This window comes from Rosettibacter sp. KY25, assembly GCF_057554405.1.
Window position 1 is genome coordinate 60,519 of the sequence record NZ_BAAJAO010000004.1, and the last position, 19,960, is coordinate 80,478.

Sequence of the window (19,960 nt, forward strand, 5' to 3'; positions counted from 1 at the left end):
TTCTAAATTGTCTCTTTAGTTCGTTGTGATAATAAATAAATATTAATCTACATTCAAGCACTTAATTTAGTTGTGTTTGATTGCTAATTGTCCGCATGCTGCTGCAATATCGTCGCCGCGTGTATCTCTTATGAATACTGTTATATTATTATTTCTTAATTGTTCAACAAATTGCAGAATTTTATCGTATGGAGTTGATTCAAGTTCGGCTGATATTCCATCTGGGCTCATGTGTTTTATGCTGTTGAAAGGTATCACATTAATTTTCGAAGGAAGCTGACTGCAAAGTTTTGTTAGAGCTTTTATATCTTCTTTTCTGTCATTTATATCTTTTAACATGATATACTCAAATGTGATTCTTGTTTTTGTTTTCTTTGCATAATATTTAAGTGCTTCAAGATTTTCTTTCAAGGAATATTTTTTATTTATCGGCATTATTTTGCTTCGAACATCTTCAAATGTTGAATGAAGTGAAAATGCAAGTTTTACTCTAAGATTTAAGTCTGCAAGTTCAATAATTTTATGAGGTATTCCAGCAGTTGAAATTGTAATCCTTTTTCTGCTTAAACCTTTTGTTAATTCATGAGTGAAAATTTCAACGGCTTTAATTGTGTTTTGAAAATTTAAAAGCGGTTCCCCCATTCCCATGAAAACTATGTTTGTGATTTTTTCTTTCCCATATTCTTTTGCAGAATGTAAATATTGGTCTACAATTTCACCTGCAGTCAGATTTCTTTTGAAACCCATTAATCCTGTTGCACAAAACTTACAATCGAGTGGACAGCCTACTTGAGTGGAAATGCAAAGTGTATTTCTTTCTTTATCTGGAATTATAACTGATTCTATTTTTTTATTGTCATAAGTTGCAAAAAGATATTTTTGTGTCCCTGTTGAAATTGAATATTGTTTATCGACAAGTGTTAGAGTTTTTAGCTCGCAACTTTCATCTATTTTTTCTCTTAATTCTTTCGAAAAATTTTTCAATTCAGAAGCATCGAATACTAAATGATTATACATCCAGTTGAATAACTGTTCACCTCGAAATTTCTTTTCTCCAATAGAAATAAAATAATTTTGAAGTTCTTCGAGAGTTAATCCTTTGAGTTGAACTTTTTGATTCTCTTTCATATTTAATCGCATAATTTTTAGCGTTATGTTTTGAAATAAGAAATTCTAAATTTCTTCTTAAATCTTATTAAAAGATAAAGATTATTTATAAAATTTTATCATTGTATTTGAAAAATATGATTAATTGGTTAGAATTTTTTTGTTATTTTAATTTATGATTTTATTGATAATTACACTATGAAAAAATTAATAACACTTATTTTAATTCTCTCAGCATTTGCAAAGGCTCAAACAGATTGGGTTAAGTGGGATAAGAAGGAAGTACCTTATTCAATAATTTTAGAAAAAAGTTACGATGTTAAAAAAAATATTTCTTCAAGTAATTTAATTGGCTATCTAAAGAATTTTTATAGCTTTTTAATATCAGATTATGATGGTGATAATTGTCCATTTCATCCTACATGTTCTGAATTTTTTGTTCAAGCAGTCAACGAGACAAATTTTATTAAAGGCACTTTGATGTTTGTAGATAGATTTACTAGAGATATAAATTTTTTCAAAGGGACTTGGCATTATCCTCGATACGCAAACGGTAAATTTTATGACCCTGTTTATAATTATACTTTAATTCCACAAAAAATAGTTTATATTCCGCCAACATCTTTTGTAAAATAGCATGCTCAAATTTTTTTTGAATAAAAGATTCGTTTTTACTGTTGTTTTATTTTTTTCTTTTTGTGGTTCGTTTGCACAATCTTTTGAAAACTCTAACATCTACTCTCCTCTTAATCGATTGAAATTTGGCAATTATCTTTATGCAGAAAAAGATTATTTAAGAGCACTTGAAGAATTTCGTGAATATTTGAAAGCAGAAAACAATGATACAGTTCGTTTCAAATTTGCTGATTGTTTCCTTAGAATTGGAAGATATGAAGAAGCAGCAGAAAATTTTAAAAGTTTGTTTTTTAACTCGTCTCTTGAAGAAGAAGCAAAACTCCAGTTTTTCAGAACAAATTTTTTAATGAGCTTAAACAGTTCATCAGATTTTTATTCATTTCGAGAATTGACTGAAAAAGAAATTTATTTAAGCGATAAATATTCACAGCATCTAAAAAGATTAAAATTTATTTCCCACTTATTTGATAATTCAATATTGCCCGATACAAATGAATTTTTTTCTGCGTTCGATGATTCAAATTATACTATGATTAAAAAATTTTATCTAATGAAAAAATATCCTCATTATAAAAGTCAAACTGCTGCTGGTTTGTTGTCTGCGTTTTTGCCTGGACTGGGTAAAATTTACACTGGAGAAATTACTGATGGCATCACAGCTTTTGCAGCAACAGGAATTCTCGCTTTCTTAGCTGTAAATAATTTTAATCATCATCACAATTTTAGAGGATGGCTCTTTACAGGAATTTCTGTTTTAACTTATGCTGGAAATATTTATGGTTCAATAGCATCAGCACAAATTTATAATGCTAAGATTAAATTCAATTTCAGAAACGAGATTAAACTTTACTTTGAACAGCGTGACTTTCTTTTACCCCAAATTAACTTTTTGGAGAAATAACTGCAGATGAAAAAATATTTTTTCTTTTTGCTGTTGCTTAGTTTTCCTGTTAATGCACAAAGTTTGTTGGAACAACTGAATTATGCGAATAAACTTTATAAGTCTGAAAAATATTATGATGCGATTACCGAATACAAAAGATTAAATTTTTTTGATACATCAAAAACATTTTCATACATCTGCAATTTCAATATTGGCAAATGTTATAAAGCAGGCGGCAAGTTTGATGATGCTATTAAATATTTTTCCTTAGCAGAAGTTTCTTCAAACAATTCAGCCGAAAAATATCGAGCTAAAATTGAAATTGTTAAAATAAATTTGCTAAGAGGAACACCCGAAAGAGCATTACAAATCTTAAATGATATCGAAAATTCTTCTGAATTCAGTCAAAATCTGGATTCATTAAATTATTGGAGAGGATGGACATTCATTTTCAGTGATGACTGGGAAAAAGCAAAATTTTATTTCAATAAATTTCAGCCCTATCATGAACTGGCTATTATATCGCAAAATGTAATTAAAGAAAAATATTCGGTTACATTTGCTAAGGTAATTTCTTATATTTTGCCTGGTGCAGGACAAATTTATACAGGACACTTGTTTTCTGGTTTAATCTCATTTGGATATAATTTGTTATTTGGCTATTTAACTGCAAAATCTTTTTCGGAAGATAGAATTTTTGATGGTGTTGTGATAGGAAGCTTGTTATGGTTGAGATTTTACAGAGGCAATATTCAAAATGCAGAAAAATTTGTAGTTGAAAAAAATATTTCTATTTCAAATAGAGTTCTTAATTATTTACAAAATGAATATAGAGGCGATAAGCCATGAAACTTACAGAAGAAGAAATAAGAAAAATTACTTTTGAAACAGTCAATGAATTAGGAAAAGATGCAACCCCAGCTGAAATTAAAGAAGCAGTTCGAAAAAAAATTGAATCGATGACAGATTATGATTTAAAATTAAAAAGCGGAGAAGTTACTTCTGGAAGAGTAATCTTAACTTCATTTGGATTAAATAAACCTGGAATCGTTGCAGCTGTTACTAAGGCTTTGGCAGAATCGAATTGCGATATACAGGATTTAAGTCAGAGAATAATGGGAGATTTTTTTACAATGATAATGATAATTGATATCTCAACATCAAATAAAGATTTGAAAGAAATTCAAAATGAAATGGCAAAAGTAGCCGAAGAACTTAAAATAAAAATTTATCTTCAGCACGAAGATGTTTTTAGATATATGCATAGGATTTAGCAGCTATGTTAGTTTATTGTAACCATAGTTTAAAACAATAAACTTGTAAGTGTGAACAATGAAAGTGCAATGAATTTTTAGCTATTGAATTAATATGTAAGAAATTAATAATTGTCGTTTTTCAAAATGAAATTGAAAAAATTTAGGAATAAATATGCAATATGAATTTGAAGAAATTCTTGAAACTATTCGAATGACAGAAATTGAGCATTTCGATATTCGAACTGTTACAATGGGAATAAGTTTGCGTGATTGTTATGATAGAAATATTGAGGTGACAAAACAAAAAATTTATGATAAAATTATTCGTTACGCAAGAAATCATGTCAAAAATGCAAAAGAAGTTGAATCACAATTTGGAATTTCAATTGCAAATAAAAGAATATCATTAACCCCCATTTCAATTCCTTTCGATTCATATAATTCAGAAGAATTTATCGAAATTGCAAAAACCATAGATGCAATAGCCGAAGAAATTGGCATTGATTACATTGCCGGATATTCTGCATTAGTACAAAAAGGAATGACAAATGGAGAAAAGGAATTAATTAAATCAATTCCTTATGCACTTTCTCAAACAAAGCGAGTTTGTTCAAGTGTGAATGTTGCATCCACCAAAGCTGGAATTAATATGGATGCAGTAATAATGATGTCTGAAGTTATAAAATTAACAGCTGAACTTACTAAAGATAAAGATTCGATAGGCTGTGCAAAATTAGTAGTGTTTGCAAATGCAGTTGAAGATAACCCGTTTGTTGCAGGAGCATTTCATGGTGTCTCTGAACCAGAAGTTGTGATTAATGTTGGAATAAGTGGACCTGGAGTTGTTCTTGATGCAATTCGTGAAGCAGGAAGAGTAGACTTGCATCAGCTATCTGAAGTTATTAAGAAAACTGTTTTTAAAATTACACGAGCAGGAGAATTAATCGGCAGAAAAGTGGCAGAAAAAAATGGTGTCCCATTTGGTATAGTTGATATTTCACTTGCACCTACTCCCGCTGAGGGAGACAGCATTGCAGATATTATTAAAGCAATGGGCCTTGAAGATGTTGGTGCACCAGGAACAACCGCAGCTCTGGCTATGTTGAACGATGCGGTTAAAAAAGCTGGACTTATGGCAAGTTCATCTGTAGGAGGTCTAAGCGGGGCTTTTATTCCTGTAAGTGAAGACATGGGAATGATTCGCGCAGTTCAAGCCGGCAATCTGTCACTTGAAAAGTTGGAAGCTATGACTGCGGTCTGCTCTGTTGGGCTTGATATGGTTGCTATTCCAGGTGATACTCCTGCCGAAACTATAGCCGGCATTATTGCAGATGAAGCTGCAATCGGAGTTATAAATGATAAAACTACCGCTGTAAGAATTATTCCTGCCTTTGGAAAGAAAGAAGGAGATTTTGTTGATTATGGAGGCCTATTAGGAAAAGCACCTGTGATGGGTGTAAGAAAATTGAGTAGTGCAAAATTTATAAACAGAGGCGGAAGAATTCCTGCTCCAGTAAGAAGTTTAACAAATTGAAAATCCTAATCATAAATAGGAGGTAAAATGAAAAAAGGTCTATTAATTGCACTTGGAATTGCTGCTGTTATTATAATTGCTATTTTACTAACAGTAAGCTGGGGTGTGAGTGTTTATAATAGATTAGTCTCCTTAAATGAAAGTGTAAATCAAGCATGGAGCCAAGTAGAAAACCAATATCAAAGAAGATATGATTTAATACCTAATCTTGTAGAAACAGTTAAAGGTGTTGCTAATTTTGAAAAAGAAACATACACAGCCGTAACAGAGGCTCGAGCAAAAGTTGGACAAATTAGAATTACAGCAGACCAGCTTAGTGATGCAGAAGCTTTTCAAAAGTTTCAACAGGCTCAGGATGGATTAAGCAGTGCTCTTTCACGACTGCTCGTCGTTTCTGAAAATTATCCTCAATTGAAAGCAAATGAAAATTTTCTCCAGCTTCAAGCTCAGCTCGAAGGAACTGAAAACAGAATTTCTGTAGAAAGAATGAAATTTAATCAAGTTGTTCAGGAATATAATACTCAAATCAAAAGATTTCCTGCTTCTATAATTGCTAATATGACAGGATTCAAAGAAAAGCAATATTTCAAAGCAGCACCAAACGCTGAACAGGCTCCTAAGGTTCAGTTTTGATTAAAGAGTTTTATATGAAAAAAATTATTTTACTTTTATTAATTCCTTTTGTAGTTCTTAATGCTCAAATTGAATTTCCAATACTAAAGTATTATGCAAATGATTTTACTTCTACTCTTTCAAATTCAGAGCTCGCTTATCTGAATGATAGATTAAAAAGATTTGATGACTCTACTTCAAATCAAATTGTATTTTTAATGATATCAACTTTGAACGGATATCCAATTGAATTATATACTTATGAAGTTGCATCAAGAAATAAAATTGGAACCGCAAAGAATGATAATGGAGTTCTTTTCTTTGTTGCTAAAGACGACAGAAAAATGAGAATAGAAGTAGGTTATGGTCTGGAAGGAGCACTCCCTGATGCACTTGCAAGTTCAATATTAAGAAATGAAGTTCGTCCACATTTTAAACGAGGTGATTATTTTGAAGGAATAAAAGCTGGAATTGATGCAATAATTTCTGCAACAAAAGGAGAATATAAAAGCGACAAAAAAGAGAAAAAAGATGATATTAAATTTCCATTTATTTATATCATAATGCTAATTATCTTTTTATTACTAGCACGAGGCGGAAGGGGAGGTGGAAGCATAATTCCATGGCTGATTATTGGTTCTATGGGTGGCAGCAGAGGAAGAAGCTGGGGTGGAGGAAGTGGATTTGGTGGTGGAATTGGGGGTGGATTCGGTGGTTTTAGCGGAGGAGGCGGTTCATTCGGAGGTGGCGGGGCAAGCGGCAGTTGGTAGTAAGTTTAAGAATTCTATATTTTTAACAAAGTATTAGTTACTTTTAATGCATTTTCTTTTTGTATGAATCATTTATCTTCTTTAACTTTATTCTAAGAATTTTGCTTTACAGTGTTTTTAAGAATGAAATATTGTTCTTGTGTTTTGATATTTAATTACCTTGTGATGAAAAATTTTTAATCAAATTTTATGCAGCAACTCGAATTCAATGAATAAAAATTGTTGATTTAATTGATAATAAAAATCAAACAACGAATTTTTCATAAATTAAGGAGAATTTATTATGGCTATAATGATAACTGATGAGTGCATCAACTGTGGTGCATGTGAACCTGAATGCCCAAACACTGCAATTTATGAAGGCGGTGCTGAATGGAAATTAGGGGATAAAACTTATGGAGAAAACGACCCCGCTCCTTCTGGTGCAACTGGATTTTTTTCTGCCGACAGATTTTATATAGTGCCAGATAAATGCACTGAATGTGTTGGATTTCATGATGAACCTCAATGTGCTGCTGTTTGTCCAGTTGACTGCTGTGTTCCTGACCCAAATCATGTTGAGGATAAAGAAACACTATTAAAAAAGAAAGAATATCTTGATAGTATTGGAAGATAATTGTTATAAAAAAATTGAGGCTCGCTTTGTCGAGCCTTTTTTATTTTAAATAACTGTGAATTTTTTTCACAGTTGAGTACTTATTTTCGTATCCGATTTATTTGAGGGCTTAAAATTTTTTATAAAACGAACTTTTTCAGGTATTATAATTGCACTATTAAATTCTTTAATAATATCCGAGGGTAGAAATGAAAACAAAATTTACTTTTATTTTCTTCTCATTTTTCTTTTTAATTTATTCACTAATCTCATCACAAACTACATTGCAGATAATTAATCCTCAAAGCTGGGGGAATTACAGCCCTGCAATTGATGAAGCACAAATAATCATTAAACCAGAAGGCATTTTTAGTAAAGTAGACCTTACATTAAGCGTCTACACAACATCTAATGTAAGCTCAAATACACAGCTCGAAATAGTTTTAAACTTTGCATTACCAGAAGGAAGTATTGTAACAGATTTATGGCTTTGGTGTGGTGAAGAAATAAGCAAAGGAATATTGCTCGATACATGGACTGCATCAACAATTTATGAAAGAATAGTAAAAAGAAGAAGAGACCCTGCAGTTCTTTACAAAAGAAATAGTTTAATGTATGAATTAAGAGTTTATCCATTAATCCCGCCTCAAAACAGAAAATTTAAAATTGAATACTTAGTTCCTAACAATTGGTATGAAAATTCTGTAGAAATTCCTCTACCAGTACAAATATTAAATACTTCTAATAAACCAATCAATAAGGTAGATATTGCAGTTTATGCAAAAGATGAGTTCAGCAATCCTGAACTAAAAACATTGAATCAAAATTTTATAGATGCAGAAGACAATGGCGAATATCCATCAAGTTATAAATATGTTAGATTAATTAAGCCAACAAAGCTTCTATCTTCATTATCAATTTCATTTCCAAATCCAATGCATAATGGCCTTTATCTGAAAAAATTTAGTTTGGCAAATGAGGGTTTTTATCAATTAGCAATGTTTCCCGGGAAATCATTAATTAAACTGGAAAGCAAAAAAGTTCTATTTCTTATTGATTATGATTCAAGAAAAAGCAGTTTGAGCAAAAATGATATAGTAAATCTGTTGAAGACATTGATAAATTCTAATTTTAGTGATAGCGATAGATTTAATGTTTTTTATTCGGGTCTATCTACAAATAAATTATCAAGTGAATGGATTTATGCCGATTCAGTAACATTAAGTAATGTGTTAACTAAATTAAATGGTTCGAATTTATCATCATACAGCAATCTTCCTACATTATTGAAAGATGCATATGATTTTATAAAAAGTAGTAATGATGAAGGAATTATTTATTTAATTTCAAATTCTGATCAGCTTGGGAATTATCAAACAGCAAATCAATTATTGACCGACCTTCAAAATTACTATAAGAAATTACCAAGAACATACATTTTCGATTTTAACAATGCCGAAATCTTTTACTATTATTTTAATAATTATTCATACTTAGGGAATGAATATTTTTATCAAAATCTCGCAAGAATAACAGGCGGCGATTATAAAAGAATTTCTTCTGAAGAACCTATAAAAACTATGAGTTATTTATTGAGTTTAATCAGCGGTAAAATTAATTCATTTGATTTATATACAACCCTTGAAAGTGGATTTTGTTTCAGCAGATACAGTTATATTAATACAAGTTCGAGCTTAAATGTCCACGAACCAATTATGCATATAGGCAAATATGTCGGTTCTTTTCCATTTGTTATTAAATCTTCAGGTATTTATAATTCCAAACCATTTATATCTACAATTAATATTAATGAAGAAGATATCAAAGAGGCTGATAGTCTTACAGAAAAAATGTGGATTGGGTGGTATATAGCTAATATTGAAAGAAATAATCTAACAAATACAGATATCAATGAAATTATTTATCAGAGCATAAAATTTAATGTACTATCGACATACACATCATTTTTGTGTCTTGAACCAGGAGATACAACTATTTGTCTTGAGTGTATTCAACAGCAGAGAGGCTGGAATGGTGGAGTTCTAATTTCGGTAGATGATGAAAAAGAATTGCCAAAAGAATTTAAGATTGATGCTTATCCCAATCCATTTAATTCACAGGTTAACATTAAAGTTACATTGCCAGCAGGAAAATACGCAAGTGATTTTTCAATGAAGATATATAATATATTGGGAGAAGTTGTAAAAACATTTGAAATTAATGATAATAATAAAAATGTAATTGAATTACTTTGGGAAGGCAAAAACGACAATAATGAAGAACTTGCATCTGGCATTTACATATTTACGGTAAGAGGACAAGGATTTAGTAAATCGATAAAATTAGTTTATATGAAATAATTTTATTTGAGATTTTTAAATAAAAGGAACGCAAAGGGGATATATATTCTTTGCGTTCCAATAATTTTTAATAAATATATTTTATTACCGCAGTCACTGGAAAATGGTCTGAAGGATATTTACCATTCCAATTTGTTTTGATGATTTTTGAATCGACAGACTTAAAATCTTTTGAGGTAAAAATAAAATCAATTTTGCTGCCTGTGTCATCTCCTTTAAATCCATTAAATGTTCCTTCATTATTACTTTTTGCATGAAGAATTCGATATGTATCAATCAATCCAAAATTAAGAATTGTTTTAATTGTTTCTTCATCTTCCGAGCAGTTAAAATCACCTGTTAAAATTATTGGTTGTGAAATTTTCATTTCGTTAATTTTTTTAATTAATGCTTCCGCACTTTTTCTTCTTGATTCTGCAGATTGATGGTCAAGATGGAGATTAAAAACATAAATATTTTTGCGGGTAAACTTGTCAAAAAGTTTTGCCCATGTGCATATTCTTGTAATATTATTTCCCCAGCTTTTTGAACCGGGAATTTTAGGTGTATCCGAAAACCAAAATGTTTCTGTCGTATCAAGAATAAATCTTTCTTTTGAAAAAAGAATTGGTGAATATTCACCGGCAGTTTTGCCGTCATCTCTTCCTGCACCAACGTAACTATAAGATTGTAATTCCAACAGCAATTCATCCAACTGAAATTTTAATACTTCCTGCATTCCAATTATATCTGCATTATAATCCAGCACAACATCAAAAAGTATTTTCTTTCTGTACTCCCAGCTGTTTTCTCCATCATCAGCACTGCCATAACGAATATTGAACGTCATCACTTTAATTTCTGTTGAGTTATTTGTAATTGACCTTTGAAAGAACGAACAGCTAATCAAAGAAAAAGAAAATATTAAAAAAATTATACAGTTATGTAAGAAAGAACCAAAACTTATTTTTCGATTATTCATAATATTTCCTAAGTTTATTGCTAAATTTAGATAGTTTTGAAATAATTATAGTTAAACATAAAGAGAAAAAATGAAAATCGGCAAATACGAATTATATCCAATCGAAACATGCAAATTTGCTCTTGATGGCGGAGCAATGTTTGGTATCATTCCTAAACCACTATGGCAGAATACAAATCCGCCTGATGAATTAAATCGTGTTGAACTAAATGCACGCTGTTTGCTTTTGAAAAGCAACAGTAAAAAAATTTTAATTGATACAGGAATTGGATATGATTGGGACGAAAAGTTTACTCGCATCTACAACTTAGATTTTTCAAAATATGATTTATTAAAATCACTTGAGACGATTGGGATTCTGACTGAAGAAATAACTGATGTAATCTTGACTCATCTTCATTTTGACCATGTTGGAGGTTCTACAAAATTAGAAAATGGTAAGTGGGTTCCTTCATTTCCAAATGCAAAATATTTTGTTCAGAAAAAACATTTTGAGTGGGCAATCAATCCATCAGAACGTGATAGAGGAAGTTTTATTTCAAATCGATTTTTACCCTTGCATGAATTAGGCTTACTTCATTTTTTAGATGGAGAAGAATTTTTTGATGATGAAATTCAATTGCTGATTTCAAATGGCCATACATTTTATCAGCAGTTGATTAAAATATCGGATTCATCTTCAACTTTACTTTTTTGTGGTGATTTATTCCCTTTTACATCTCATGTCCCATTGCCGTATATAACAGGATATGATTTGCAGCCATTAATTACACTTAAAGAGAAAAAAGAAATTTTAAATCAAGCTTTTGAACAGAATTGGATTTTATTTTTTGAACATGATCCTTTTACACTTGCAGCAACCATAACTAAAAATGAAAAAGGTTTTATGATTAAGGATAAATTTACGGAACTAAAATGATGAATGATGAATATGTAAAAATTTGTAAGTATAATGAATTGAAAGAAAACGAAGGTAAACAATTTTTTATTGATGATGTTGAAATAGCAGTTTTTAAAGTAGATGGCAAAGTTTATGCATTAAGTAACATTTGTCCGCATCAAAAAACTCATTTGATTTATGAAGGCGAAATAGAAAATGATAAAGTTTTATGTCCAATTCACGGCTGGGCATTTGAGTTAACTACAGGAAATCTTGCAAATGGAAGAAAAGGATTGGATTCTTATGAAGTCAAAATTATTAATGATGATGTTTATGTAAAAGTTTACAGGAAAATTTTTAATTGGTAAAAAATTCTTTGGAAAGGAAAGCTGAAGCAAAGATGAAATTGACGAATCAAATAGTAATAGCAAAAGCAAAAGAACTTGGGTTTGATTTAATAGGATTTGCACGCGCTGAATTGTTGAACGAAGAAATAGAACATCTTCAAGAATGGCTAAACAAAGGTTATCATGCTTCAATGGAATATATGAATCGCAATCTTGAAAAAAGGCTTGATGTGAGGAAAATTCTGCCAGATGCTAAAAGTATAATTTCACTTGCAATTAATTATTATAAAGATGGAAAATTTAGGAATGATAATGGTTATGGAAAAGTATCAAGATATGCTTGGGGAAAAGATTATCATTTAATTATCTGGGAAAAATTGGAATTGCTTGAAGATGAACTGAAAGAAATTGATTCATCGTTTGAATCAAAATTTTATGTTGATACTGGACCTGTGATGGATAAAGTGTGGGCAGTAAAATCCGGAATTGGCTGGATGGGAAAACATTCAAATGTTATAACAAGAGAATTGGGAAGCTGGATTTTTCTTGCCGAGATGATAACTAATTATGAATTTGAATACAATGAACCAATTTCAGATTTTTGCGGCACCTGCACAGCTTGCATTGATGCTTGTCCAACTAAAGCAATTGTTGATGATTATGTGGTTGATGCGAATAAATGTATTTCATTTTTAACAATAGAAAATAAAGGAGAAATTTCAGAAGAATTTAAAAATAAATTTGACAACTGGATTTTTGGATGTGACATTTGTCAGGATGTTTGCCCATGGAATAAAAAATTTTCAAAACCAAATAAGAATCATGAATTTAATTCAATAGAAAATAAAGAACTTCATATTGAAGAAGTTATGAAAATGAATGAAGAAGAATTTCAAAAGAGGTTTGAATCAAGTCCAATTAAAAGAACTAAGCTGTATGGATTAAAAAGAAATGCAAAATTCTTAATTTCATAAATGAATCGAATTAAATAAATATTCATCTAATCTGCAGAAATTAAATTTTATTGAACATAATTCTGGAGTTTTTTATGAGTGATAATCATCATAAAGTAATTATAATTGGTTCAGGACCGGCAGGATTAACAGCTGCACTTTACACTGCACGTGCAAATCTTAATCCAATAGTATTTGAAGGAATGCAGCCTGGAGGTCAATTAACAATAACAACAGAAGTTGAAAATTATCCGGGCTTTGAAAATGGAATTCAGGGACCGGAACTTATGGACATAATGAGAAAACAAGCTTGCAAGTTTGGTGCTAAGTGTTTTTTCAAAAGTGTAACCGAAGTTGATTTTTCAAAAAGACCTTTTGTAATTAAAGCAGAAAATGAAATTCATACTGCCGATGCAGTAATAATTGCAACAGGTGCATCTGCAAAGTTATTAGGTATTGAAAGTGAAAAAAAATATATGGGTTATGGCGTTTCAGCATGTGCAACATGTGATGGATTTTTCTTTAAGGACTTAAAAGTTCTTGTTGTTGGTGGCGGCGATACTGCAATGGAAGAAGCAATTTATCTTACAAAATTTGCTTCTGAAGTTACAATTGTTCATCGCAGAGATGAATTTCGAGCTTCCAAAATTATGCTTGAACGAGCCAAGAAAAATCCAAAGATTAAATTCATTACAAGTGCGGTTATAAAAGAGATTCTTGGAAAAGAAGAAAACGGAAGAAAATTTGTTACTGGTGCAATATTGCAGAGTACAAAAGACAATTCAACATGGGAAGTTCAAGCAGACGGAATTTTTATGGCTATTGGACATCAGCCAAATACATCATTATTCAAAGGCAAACTTGAACTTGATGAAACAGGTTATATCATTGTTCAACCAGGAACAACAAAGACAAGCGTTGAAGGTGTTTTTGCTGCAGGTGATGTTGCAGATAAAAAATACAGACAAGCAATTACAGCTGCAGGCACTGGCTGTATGGCAGCACTTGATGCACAACACTGGCTCGAAGAACATGAATTAGCATAATTAAAGGTCGGGCTCAGCTCGACCTTTTTTTATCTCTCTCTGATAATTTTCGTGCAACAAAATATGCTGTAATAAATCCCAAGCCCAGCATCACGAAAATAAGAAGTGGAACCCATTCTTCAATTCCAGTAAATCTTTCAATTAGAATTCCTGTACCCAAACCGATTCCAAAGAAAAGAATAATAATTCCGGCTTTCAGTAACCCATATTCATCTTTTCGAGATTTTAACATCTCTATCATTTGTTCGTATGAAAGCCCTTTTTCAATCATTAATTGTTTTTCTTTAGAACGAAAGTAAAAAAATGTTACCAATACAATTCCAGTTACAACCACTGCAACTATTGGTATAAATAAAGCTATGATTCCTTCGCCCATTTTAATTCTCCTTTTTTATTGATAAAATTTTTCTGTTATTCAATATTATAATTTATTTCTATAGCTTATGACTATAAGATTATTTGAGAGGTTACAGTAATATTTGATTATTGTTTTAGATTAAATTAGGTTTATGCATGAATAAATATTTTCAACAAAATGTAACCATTTGAGGGAAATGTTAGTCACAAATAGTGATGAAAAATTTAACTGACATAGAAATAATAGAGTCTGTCAAAAAAGGAAATACTGCTGATTTTTCCTTAATAATAAATCGTTATAAAGACAGAGCATTTAATTTGCTCAAGAGATTATTAAAAAATGAAATGGATGCCGAAGAAGCACTGCAGGATAGCTTTTTGAAAGCATTTAATTCACTTAATTCGTTTAGATACGACTCGCAATTTTCAACATGGTTTTATAAAATTGTTTACAACACTGGTTTGACAAAACTAAGTTCAAAGAAAAGAAAAATAGAACAGGAAATGACCTCAATCGATGAACATTTTGACCTCGCAGATTATGATAATGAAATTTATTCATCAACAGAAAATCCAAAAGAATATATTCTTAAGATGATAGATAAATTGCCAGTCCGCAATGCACTTGTTTTGATTTTATTTTATGTGGATGGACTTTCAATTAATGAAATTAGCAATGTTTTAGGAACTTCGCTTGTAAATACAAAAGTAATGCTGCACAGAGCAAGAAATGCATTGAGAGATTTACTTCTAAAGCACAATTTTCAGGAGGAATTATTATGAATGATTATATTGATGAATTGATGAATGATTATATAGATAATTCTTTGAGCACAGAAAAAATTAATGAGCTCAATAAAATTTTAGAAAAAAATGAAAATGAATTAAAAAAATTAAAAGCTCTTCGTTTTGTTGACGAGGTTTTAAAAAACCTTGAAGTATATTCTGCTCCTGAAGATATAACTGAAAAAGTAATGAAATTAATTTCGGAAAAATCCAATGCAATTAAACGAAGCGTAAATAAATTTATGGTATCTGTTTTTTCATTCTTAACTTTCGTTTTGTTCACAATATGTTCAGTGGTTTTATGGATAGTAGTTAAAGAATCATCATCAATTAATTTGTCAAATGAATTGAATGATTTTCTTAAGAAAGGAATCTCTTTTGTCAATAATCATATGAATAATAATTTATTCTTAATAATTACATCATCAATGACATTAATAATTATTTCTGTATTGTATTTTATAATTGAATCTCACAAAGAATTCAAAAATAAACTGAAAGATATTTCTTAATTGCTGCCTGCAGTTAATATCAATCTTAATAATTTCCTCATTCTGCAGTTGAACTAATTTAACTCCGATGAAGTTTTACAAAAAAACTTAGGAGGTATAATGAAAACTTTAATAAAAAATTTATTTCTCTTTGTTATTATAATTTTCTTAAATCAAATTTATGCCGATGGAGAGAAGAATATGAAAAATTCAATTTATGATTTAACAGTAAAAGATATAAATGGCAAAGAAGTAAAACTATCTGATTACAAAGGTAAAGTGTTAATGATTGTCAATGTAGCAAGTAAATGCGGATTTACTCCTCAATACGAAGGCTTACAAAAAATTTATGAAAAGTATAAAGACAAAGGATTTGAAATCTTAGCATTCCCTTGTAATGATTTTGGCGGACAAGAGCCTGGCACAAACGATGAGATAAAAGAATTTTGTTCAACCAATTATAATGTTACATTTAAATTGTTTGACAAAATAAAAATACTTGGTGAAAATAAATCTCCTTTATATGACAGATTAATAAATAGCAATTATGTTGAAAAAGGAGATGTGAAATGGAATTTTGAAAAATTTTTAATAGATAAAAATGGAAATATAAGAGCAAGATTCAGAAGCAAAGTAAAACCAGAAAGCGAAGAGATAATTACAGTGATAGAAAAATTGCTGCAGGAAAAGTAAGATTTTAACTTAAGTAAAAGTTATTCTTAAATATTATCAAGCATTTGTTAAAAATATCAATTTATAATTTTACATTATTTTGTATATTTAACCATCCATTATAATTTGTCGTAATTACAATCTACTCGCATAACCTTTATAGAATTTTATAGATTATTATAATAAATATTACCATAGATGAAGCAATATTTTATCTGCATCTTGTTAATTTTTATTAGCTGCAATCCTACTGATAATCTAAAAGTGAGTAATAAAGTAGATAAAATTTGGTTTCAGCAGGAATATGTCGATTTGGGGGCTAAGATTGACATGCTAAATGAAAATCTGGGGGTTGCAATTTCAAGAGGCAAAGGAAATGATGTTGCAGGCAAAGTTTACTTATATAAAAATGGGATCTGGGAGGTAATTGCCGAGCACAGCTATTCTGACTTCCCGCTTATTCATATCGAAAAACCTGATTTAATTTATTGGATTACTCATAATTCACATCATGAAAATTATAAACCACACATGAAAGTTTATGATTTGAAATCAATAAAAGAATTAAAATTGCCTACTGTTATGTGGGATGATAGAGATTTTGTAATGTGGCGCGGAATTTCTTTTTTACAGAATGGCAAGATTTATCTCGCAGGACAACAAGGAAACATAATTTACTATGAGAATAAAAAATGGTTAGTGAGTAATAATCCTTATAAAAGAAAACAGAACGAAAATTTGAACGCAAATGATTTACACGATATACAAATGATAAATGGTAATCTTGGCTGGGCTGTTGGTAAAAATGGTTTGATAATTTGTTATAAAAATGGCATTTGGGAAAAATATCCCGCTCTAACTCAAAATGACTTAATGAAAGTATCTTTTGTTGACGAAAACTTTGGGTATGCAGTAGGCAGCAATGGAACTATCTTGAAATATGATAATGGACATTGGATAAAAGTTAGTACAAATGTAAATTTTAAATTGAATTCAGTAAAAGTAATTTCTAAAAATAAAGCTTATATAGTGGGGGATAAATCCACTCTGTTAGAATTAGTAGATGGAAAGTGGATGCAAGATGAATCTATTAAAATATATAATGATAATTTTGAAGATTTAGATGTAATTGAGAAAGATGACAAAGTATGGATTTGGATTATTGGTAATAATGGTATTTATACTAATTATCACGATTTGAAATTTTCTTTTTCTGATGTCACTTCTTTATTATCCATTAGAAATGAAGGGCAGGCAGGAAATTTTATAGATTATAATAATGACGGATATGTTGATTTATTAACACATTTGGAAGAAAGCCCATCAATTTTATACAAAAACAAGGGCGGAAAATTATTTTTAGAAGCAGAATCATTCAAAGAAATTAGTTCAAATGTTTCTTCACAAAACATAGTTTCAGCAGATTTTGATAATGATGGATATGTAGATTTATTGGATGTAGTTAATAATAAATTATACTTTGGAAATGGAAACTTTGGCTTTAGAAAAATCGAAGACGAAAATTTTATTAAAAATTATAATTTGACTGAAAACACTAATGTTATTTCAGCACAAGCGGCAGATTTTAATAATGACGGCAATATTGACGTTTATGTTTCGTTTGAAAATTATGATTTGCTTCTTAAAAATAATGGTGCTGGAAAATTTGAAAATGTATTTCAAAATTCTGGGATAAAAAAAATTGTTAATAATAATTCCCTTAGTTTTACATTATCAGATTTTAATAACGATAATCTAATCGATATTCTTATCACATATAAAATTCCAGTAAATTACAAGCATATTTTTCTTTACCTAAATCAAGGCAACTTTAAGTTTACCGAGAAAGATGGCCCAAATTTTTATTCTCTAATTTCTCCAAGTACTTACTCTTCTATAGCTAACGATTTTAATAATGATGGTTATATAGATTTACTAATATTCAACAATGAATCTGAACTTAAACTGCTAATTAATGATGGTAAGGCAAATTTCATTGAGATGAAAGAAAAAGCTGGCTTAACGGGGAGATTTTTTCATCCATATCCTACAGGTGGAATATTAGCTGCTTCAGATGTTAATAATGATGGGTTACTTGACTTATTTATTGGTTCTAAGCTGTATTTAAATTCTCCTGAATTTAGATTTAATGAAATAGGAAAAAGTATTGGATTAAATTTTATAGGGACACCTGCCTTTGCTGATTATGATAACGATGGTGATATGGACCTTTTCATAGGAAGTTCGAAATTAGCTTTGGGAGAAGGGAATAGAGCAATTTTTTATCGAAACAATTCCCTAATAAATAATTTTGTTAAAGTAAAATTGTATGGTGATATCAGTAATCGATTTGCTTTGGGTGCAAAAGTATATTTATTGGGATATAATGAAAGAGATTCGTTAATTTATGTTACATTAAGACAAAATGGCTTGGGAGGAAATTCTTTATCGCATGAAAATTTTTCCGAATTACATTTTGGCATCAATCCAGATTATAATTATAAAGTAAAAGTAATTTTTCCATCTGGAATTAAAAGAACAATTGAAGCAAAAGTAAATTCTATTAATGAAATTTATGAATCTAGAGGGCTTGAGAGACAAGCAATACTTTTATCGAAATATTTTATTAGAACAACAAATTTAATGAACTGGCAGCAAGAGTTAATAAAATTTCTTGTGGCAATTGCAGTACTGTATTTAATCCTTAATTATAACAGCAGAGTAAAAAATTCAAAAAAACTAAAACGATATGTAACATTAACATTATTAATAATTTACTTTGTGTTATTATTCTGTACCATTAATTTTAATTTGTATGCAAGATTATTTTTCCCGCCCCTTTGTATTGGAGGTTTAGCATTCATATTTGTTTTTGTTTCAGCCAAAATAATTGAGAGAAAAGAAAGTAAGTATATATCACATTATAAAATTTTAGAAGTTATTGGTGCAGGTGGAACAGGAAAAGTATTGAAAGTAAAGGATATTTATTCATCAGAAATATTTGCCTTAAAATTAATTAATCCAATTTTATTAAATGACGATGATAATAGAAAATTAATTGCAAATGAAGCAAAAATTCTTGCAAGCATAAATAACGAAAATATTGTAAAGGTTTTTGAATTCGGAGAAACTCAAAAATATAGTTATATGGTTATGGAATATTTGTGTGGTGGAACTCTTGATGATTACATAAAAAATAATTTTCTCATAGAAAATGAAAAAATAATATTTATTGCAAAACAAATTTGTAATGGATTGAAAGCAATTCACGAAAAAGATATTGTTCACAGAGATTTAAAAACTACCAATATTATGTTTGATAAGGATAACAAAGTAAAAATTATGGACTTTGGTTTATCTAAATCGCCTCTTGTTACTACAATGACTACTTTAGGTACAATAATGGGTACATTGGGTTATGTTGCACCAGAGCAGATTACAAATATACAGGTTGATAAAAGAGCAGACATTTTTTCATTGGGTGTAATTTTATATCAAATGGCAACTAACAAATTGCCATTTATAGGCATTAATGAAATTGCAGTTATTCATTCAATATTTAATACAGAACCTGTTAAACCTTCTGAAATCAATCCTGCAATTGATAACAGAATTGAACGCATTATAATGAACTGTTTGAAAAAAAATCCAGCAGAAAGATATCAATCTATTGAAGAAATATTATTGGAAATAGAAACAATAAAATAATTTAAT

General features: G+C 29.8%; 20 protein-coding genes. 17 read left to right on the top strand and 3 right to left on the bottom strand.

Going from position 1 to position 19,960, the window contains the following annotated elements; genetic code table 11:
* Window positions 1–66 precede the first annotated feature (66 nt).
* A complete protein-coding gene (rlmN, locus tag AC27L2_RS03705; RefSeq protein WP_487210333.1) occupies window positions 67–1,128 on the bottom strand; it encodes a dual-specificity RNA methyltransferase RlmN in 1,062 nt (353 codons plus the stop codon).
* Between the two features lie 177 nt (window positions 1,129–1,305).
* Here rlmN and yidD point away from each other — a divergent pair, with 177 nt between their 5' ends.
* The 9 genes from yidD (at window position 1,306) to AC27L2_RS03750 (ending at window position 9,753) form a co-directional block, all read left to right on the top strand.
* The gene (gene yidD / locus AC27L2_RS03710) at window positions 1,306–1,743 is read left to right on the top strand and encodes a membrane protein insertion efficiency factor YidD (protein WP_487210334.1); all 438 of its coding nucleotides are present in this window, start codon (window positions 1,306–1,308) and stop codon (window positions 1,741–1,743) included.
* Between the two features lies 1 nt (window position 1,744).
* Window positions 1,745–2,644: a hypothetical protein gene (locus AC27L2_RS03715; protein WP_487210335.1), complete on the top strand. Its 900-nt coding sequence runs from the start codon at window positions 1,745–1,747 to the stop codon at window positions 2,642–2,644.
* A gap of 6 nt (window positions 2,645–2,650) precedes the next feature.
* Window positions 2,651–3,475 (top strand): tetratricopeptide repeat protein, encoded by an 825-nt coding sequence (locus AC27L2_RS03720; RefSeq protein ID WP_487210336.1) that lies wholly within the window; start codon window positions 2,651–2,653, stop codon window positions 3,473–3,475.
* Complete coding sequence (locus AC27L2_RS03725) at window positions 3,472–3,900, top strand: ACT domain-containing protein (protein WP_487210337.1); 429 nt, start codon at window positions 3,472–3,474, stop codon at window positions 3,898–3,900. The genes AC27L2_RS03720 and AC27L2_RS03725 overlap by 4 nt, the downstream gene beginning before the upstream one ends.
* 154 nt (window positions 3,901–4,054) lie before the next feature.
* Window positions 4,055–5,416 carry a PFL family protein gene (locus AC27L2_RS03730; protein ID WP_487210338.1) on the top strand — a complete coding sequence of 454 codons (1,362 nt, stop codon included), beginning with the start codon at window positions 4,055–4,057 and terminating at the stop codon, window positions 5,414–5,416.
* 27 nt (window positions 5,417–5,443) lie between these two features.
* Window positions 5,444–6,049: a LemA family protein gene (locus tag AC27L2_RS03735; protein ID WP_487210339.1), complete on the top strand. Its 606-nt coding sequence runs from the start codon at window positions 5,444–5,446 to the stop codon at window positions 6,047–6,049.
* Window positions 6,050–6,063: 14 nt separating this feature from the next.
* Window positions 6,064–6,798, top strand: a complete 735-nt coding sequence (locus AC27L2_RS03740) for a TPM domain-containing protein (protein WP_487210340.1) — start codon at window positions 6,064–6,066, stop codon at window positions 6,796–6,798.
* A gap of 283 nt (window positions 6,799–7,081) precedes the next feature.
* Window positions 7,082–7,414, top strand: a complete 333-nt coding sequence (locus AC27L2_RS03745) for a 4Fe-4S dicluster domain-containing protein (protein ID WP_353680792.1) — start codon at window positions 7,082–7,084, stop codon at window positions 7,412–7,414.
* Between the two features lie 188 nt (window positions 7,415–7,602).
* The gene (locus AC27L2_RS03750; RefSeq protein ID WP_487210341.1) at window positions 7,603–9,753 is read left to right on the top strand and encodes a VIT domain-containing protein; all 2,151 of its coding nucleotides are present in this window, start codon (window positions 7,603–7,605) and stop codon (window positions 9,751–9,753) included.
* A 67-nt stretch (window positions 9,754–9,820) separates the two neighbouring features.
* Here AC27L2_RS03750 and AC27L2_RS03755 read toward each other — a convergent pair whose 3' ends face one another.
* The gene (locus AC27L2_RS03755; protein WP_487210342.1) at window positions 9,821–10,714 is read right to left on the bottom strand and encodes an endonuclease/exonuclease/phosphatase family protein; all 894 of its coding nucleotides are present in this window, start codon (window positions 10,712–10,714) and stop codon (window positions 9,821–9,823) included.
* A gap of 70 nt (window positions 10,715–10,784) precedes the next feature.
* Between AC27L2_RS03755 and AC27L2_RS03760 the strand changes: the two genes are divergently transcribed.
* From AC27L2_RS03760 to trxB, 4 genes are all read left to right on the top strand, one after another.
* Complete coding sequence (locus AC27L2_RS03760) at window positions 10,785–11,633, top strand: MBL fold metallo-hydrolase (RefSeq protein WP_487210343.1); 849 nt, start codon at window positions 10,785–10,787, stop codon at window positions 11,631–11,633.
* Complete coding sequence (nirD, locus tag AC27L2_RS03765; RefSeq protein WP_487210344.1) at window positions 11,630–11,962, top strand: nitrite reductase small subunit NirD; 333 nt, start codon at window positions 11,630–11,632, stop codon at window positions 11,960–11,962. Before AC27L2_RS03760 ends, nirD begins: the two co-directional genes overlap by 4 nt.
* On the top strand, window positions 11,956–12,915 hold the full coding sequence (gene queG / locus AC27L2_RS03770; protein WP_487210345.1) for a tRNA epoxyqueuosine(34) reductase QueG: 960 nt from the start codon (window positions 11,956–11,958) through the stop codon (window positions 12,913–12,915). Before nirD ends, queG begins: the two co-directional genes overlap by 7 nt.
* 74 nt (window positions 12,916–12,989) lie before the next feature.
* Window positions 12,990–13,940 carry a thioredoxin-disulfide reductase gene (gene trxB / locus AC27L2_RS03775; RefSeq protein ID WP_487210346.1) on the top strand — a complete coding sequence of 317 codons (951 nt, stop codon included), beginning with the start codon at window positions 12,990–12,992 and terminating at the stop codon, window positions 13,938–13,940.
* A gap of 13 nt (window positions 13,941–13,953) precedes the next feature.
* Here the strand turns inward: trxB and AC27L2_RS03780 are convergent, their stop codons facing one another.
* Window positions 13,954–14,316, bottom strand: a complete 363-nt coding sequence (locus tag AC27L2_RS03780; protein WP_487210347.1) for a DUF6249 domain-containing protein — start codon at window positions 14,314–14,316, stop codon at window positions 13,954–13,956.
* A gap of 197 nt (window positions 14,317–14,513) precedes the next feature.
* On the opposite strand from AC27L2_RS03780, the gene AC27L2_RS03785 reads away from it, so the two are divergent.
* The 4 genes from AC27L2_RS03785 (at window position 14,514) to AC27L2_RS03800 (ending at window position 19,954) form a co-directional block, all read left to right on the top strand.
* A complete protein-coding gene (locus tag AC27L2_RS03785; RefSeq protein WP_487210348.1) occupies window positions 14,514–15,080 on the top strand; it encodes an RNA polymerase sigma factor in 567 nt (188 codons plus the stop codon).
* Window positions 15,077–15,595 carry an anti-sigma factor gene (locus tag AC27L2_RS03790; RefSeq protein ID WP_487210349.1) on the top strand — a complete coding sequence of 173 codons (519 nt, stop codon included), beginning with the start codon at window positions 15,077–15,079 and terminating at the stop codon, window positions 15,593–15,595. Before AC27L2_RS03785 ends, AC27L2_RS03790 begins: the two co-directional genes overlap by 4 nt.
* A 99-nt stretch (window positions 15,596–15,694) precedes the next feature.
* Window positions 15,695–16,267, top strand: coding sequence for a glutathione peroxidase (locus AC27L2_RS03795; protein ID WP_487210350.1), 573 nt, complete (start codon window positions 15,695–15,697; stop codon window positions 16,265–16,267).
* A gap of 243 nt (window positions 16,268–16,510) precedes the next feature.
* On the top strand, window positions 16,511–19,954 hold the full coding sequence (locus AC27L2_RS03800) for a protein kinase domain-containing protein (protein WP_487210351.1): 3,444 nt from the start codon (window positions 16,511–16,513) through the stop codon (window positions 19,952–19,954).
* Window positions 19,955–19,960 lie beyond the last annotated feature (6 nt).

Coding starts and splice junctions, on each gene's coding strand:
- rlmN (WP_487210333.1), bottom strand. CDS start 1,128: ATGAAAGAGAATCAAAAAGTTCAACTCAAAGGATTAACTCTCGAAGAA.
- yidD (WP_487210334.1), top strand. CDS start 1,306: ATGAAAAAATTAATAACACTTATTTTAATTCTCTCAGCATTTGCAAAG.
- AC27L2_RS03715 (WP_487210335.1), top strand. CDS start 1,745: ATGCTCAAATTTTTTTTGAATAAAAGATTCGTTTTTACTGTTGTTTTA.
- AC27L2_RS03720 (WP_487210336.1), top strand. CDS start 2,651: ATGAAAAAATATTTTTTCTTTTTGCTGTTGCTTAGTTTTCCTGTTAAT.
- AC27L2_RS03725 (WP_487210337.1), top strand. CDS start 3,472: ATGAAACTTACAGAAGAAGAAATAAGAAAAATTACTTTTGAAACAGTC.
- AC27L2_RS03730 (WP_487210338.1), top strand. CDS start 4,055: ATGCAATATGAATTTGAAGAAATTCTTGAAACTATTCGAATGACAGAA.
- AC27L2_RS03735 (WP_487210339.1), top strand. CDS start 5,444: ATGAAAAAAGGTCTATTAATTGCACTTGGAATTGCTGCTGTTATTATA.
- AC27L2_RS03740 (WP_487210340.1), top strand. CDS start 6,064: ATGAAAAAAATTATTTTACTTTTATTAATTCCTTTTGTAGTTCTTAAT.
- AC27L2_RS03745 (WP_353680792.1), top strand. CDS start 7,082: ATGGCTATAATGATAACTGATGAGTGCATCAACTGTGGTGCATGTGAA.
- AC27L2_RS03750 (WP_487210341.1), top strand. CDS start 7,603: ATGAAAACAAAATTTACTTTTATTTTCTTCTCATTTTTCTTTTTAATT.
- AC27L2_RS03755 (WP_487210342.1), bottom strand. CDS start 10,714: ATGAATAATCGAAAAATAAGTTTTGGTTCTTTCTTACATAACTGTATA.
- AC27L2_RS03760 (WP_487210343.1), top strand. CDS start 10,785: ATGAAAATCGGCAAATACGAATTATATCCAATCGAAACATGCAAATTT.
- nirD (WP_487210344.1), top strand. CDS start 11,630: ATGATGAATGATGAATATGTAAAAATTTGTAAGTATAATGAATTGAAA.
- trxB (WP_487210346.1), top strand. CDS start 12,990: ATGAGTGATAATCATCATAAAGTAATTATAATTGGTTCAGGACCGGCA.
- AC27L2_RS03780 (WP_487210347.1), bottom strand. CDS start 14,316: ATGGGCGAAGGAATCATAGCTTTATTTATACCAATAGTTGCAGTGGTT.
- AC27L2_RS03785 (WP_487210348.1), top strand. CDS start 14,514: ATGAAAAATTTAACTGACATAGAAATAATAGAGTCTGTCAAAAAAGGA.
- AC27L2_RS03790 (WP_487210349.1), top strand. CDS start 15,077: ATGAATGATTATATTGATGAATTGATGAATGATTATATAGATAATTCT.
- AC27L2_RS03795 (WP_487210350.1), top strand. CDS start 15,695: ATGAAAACTTTAATAAAAAATTTATTTCTCTTTGTTATTATAATTTTC.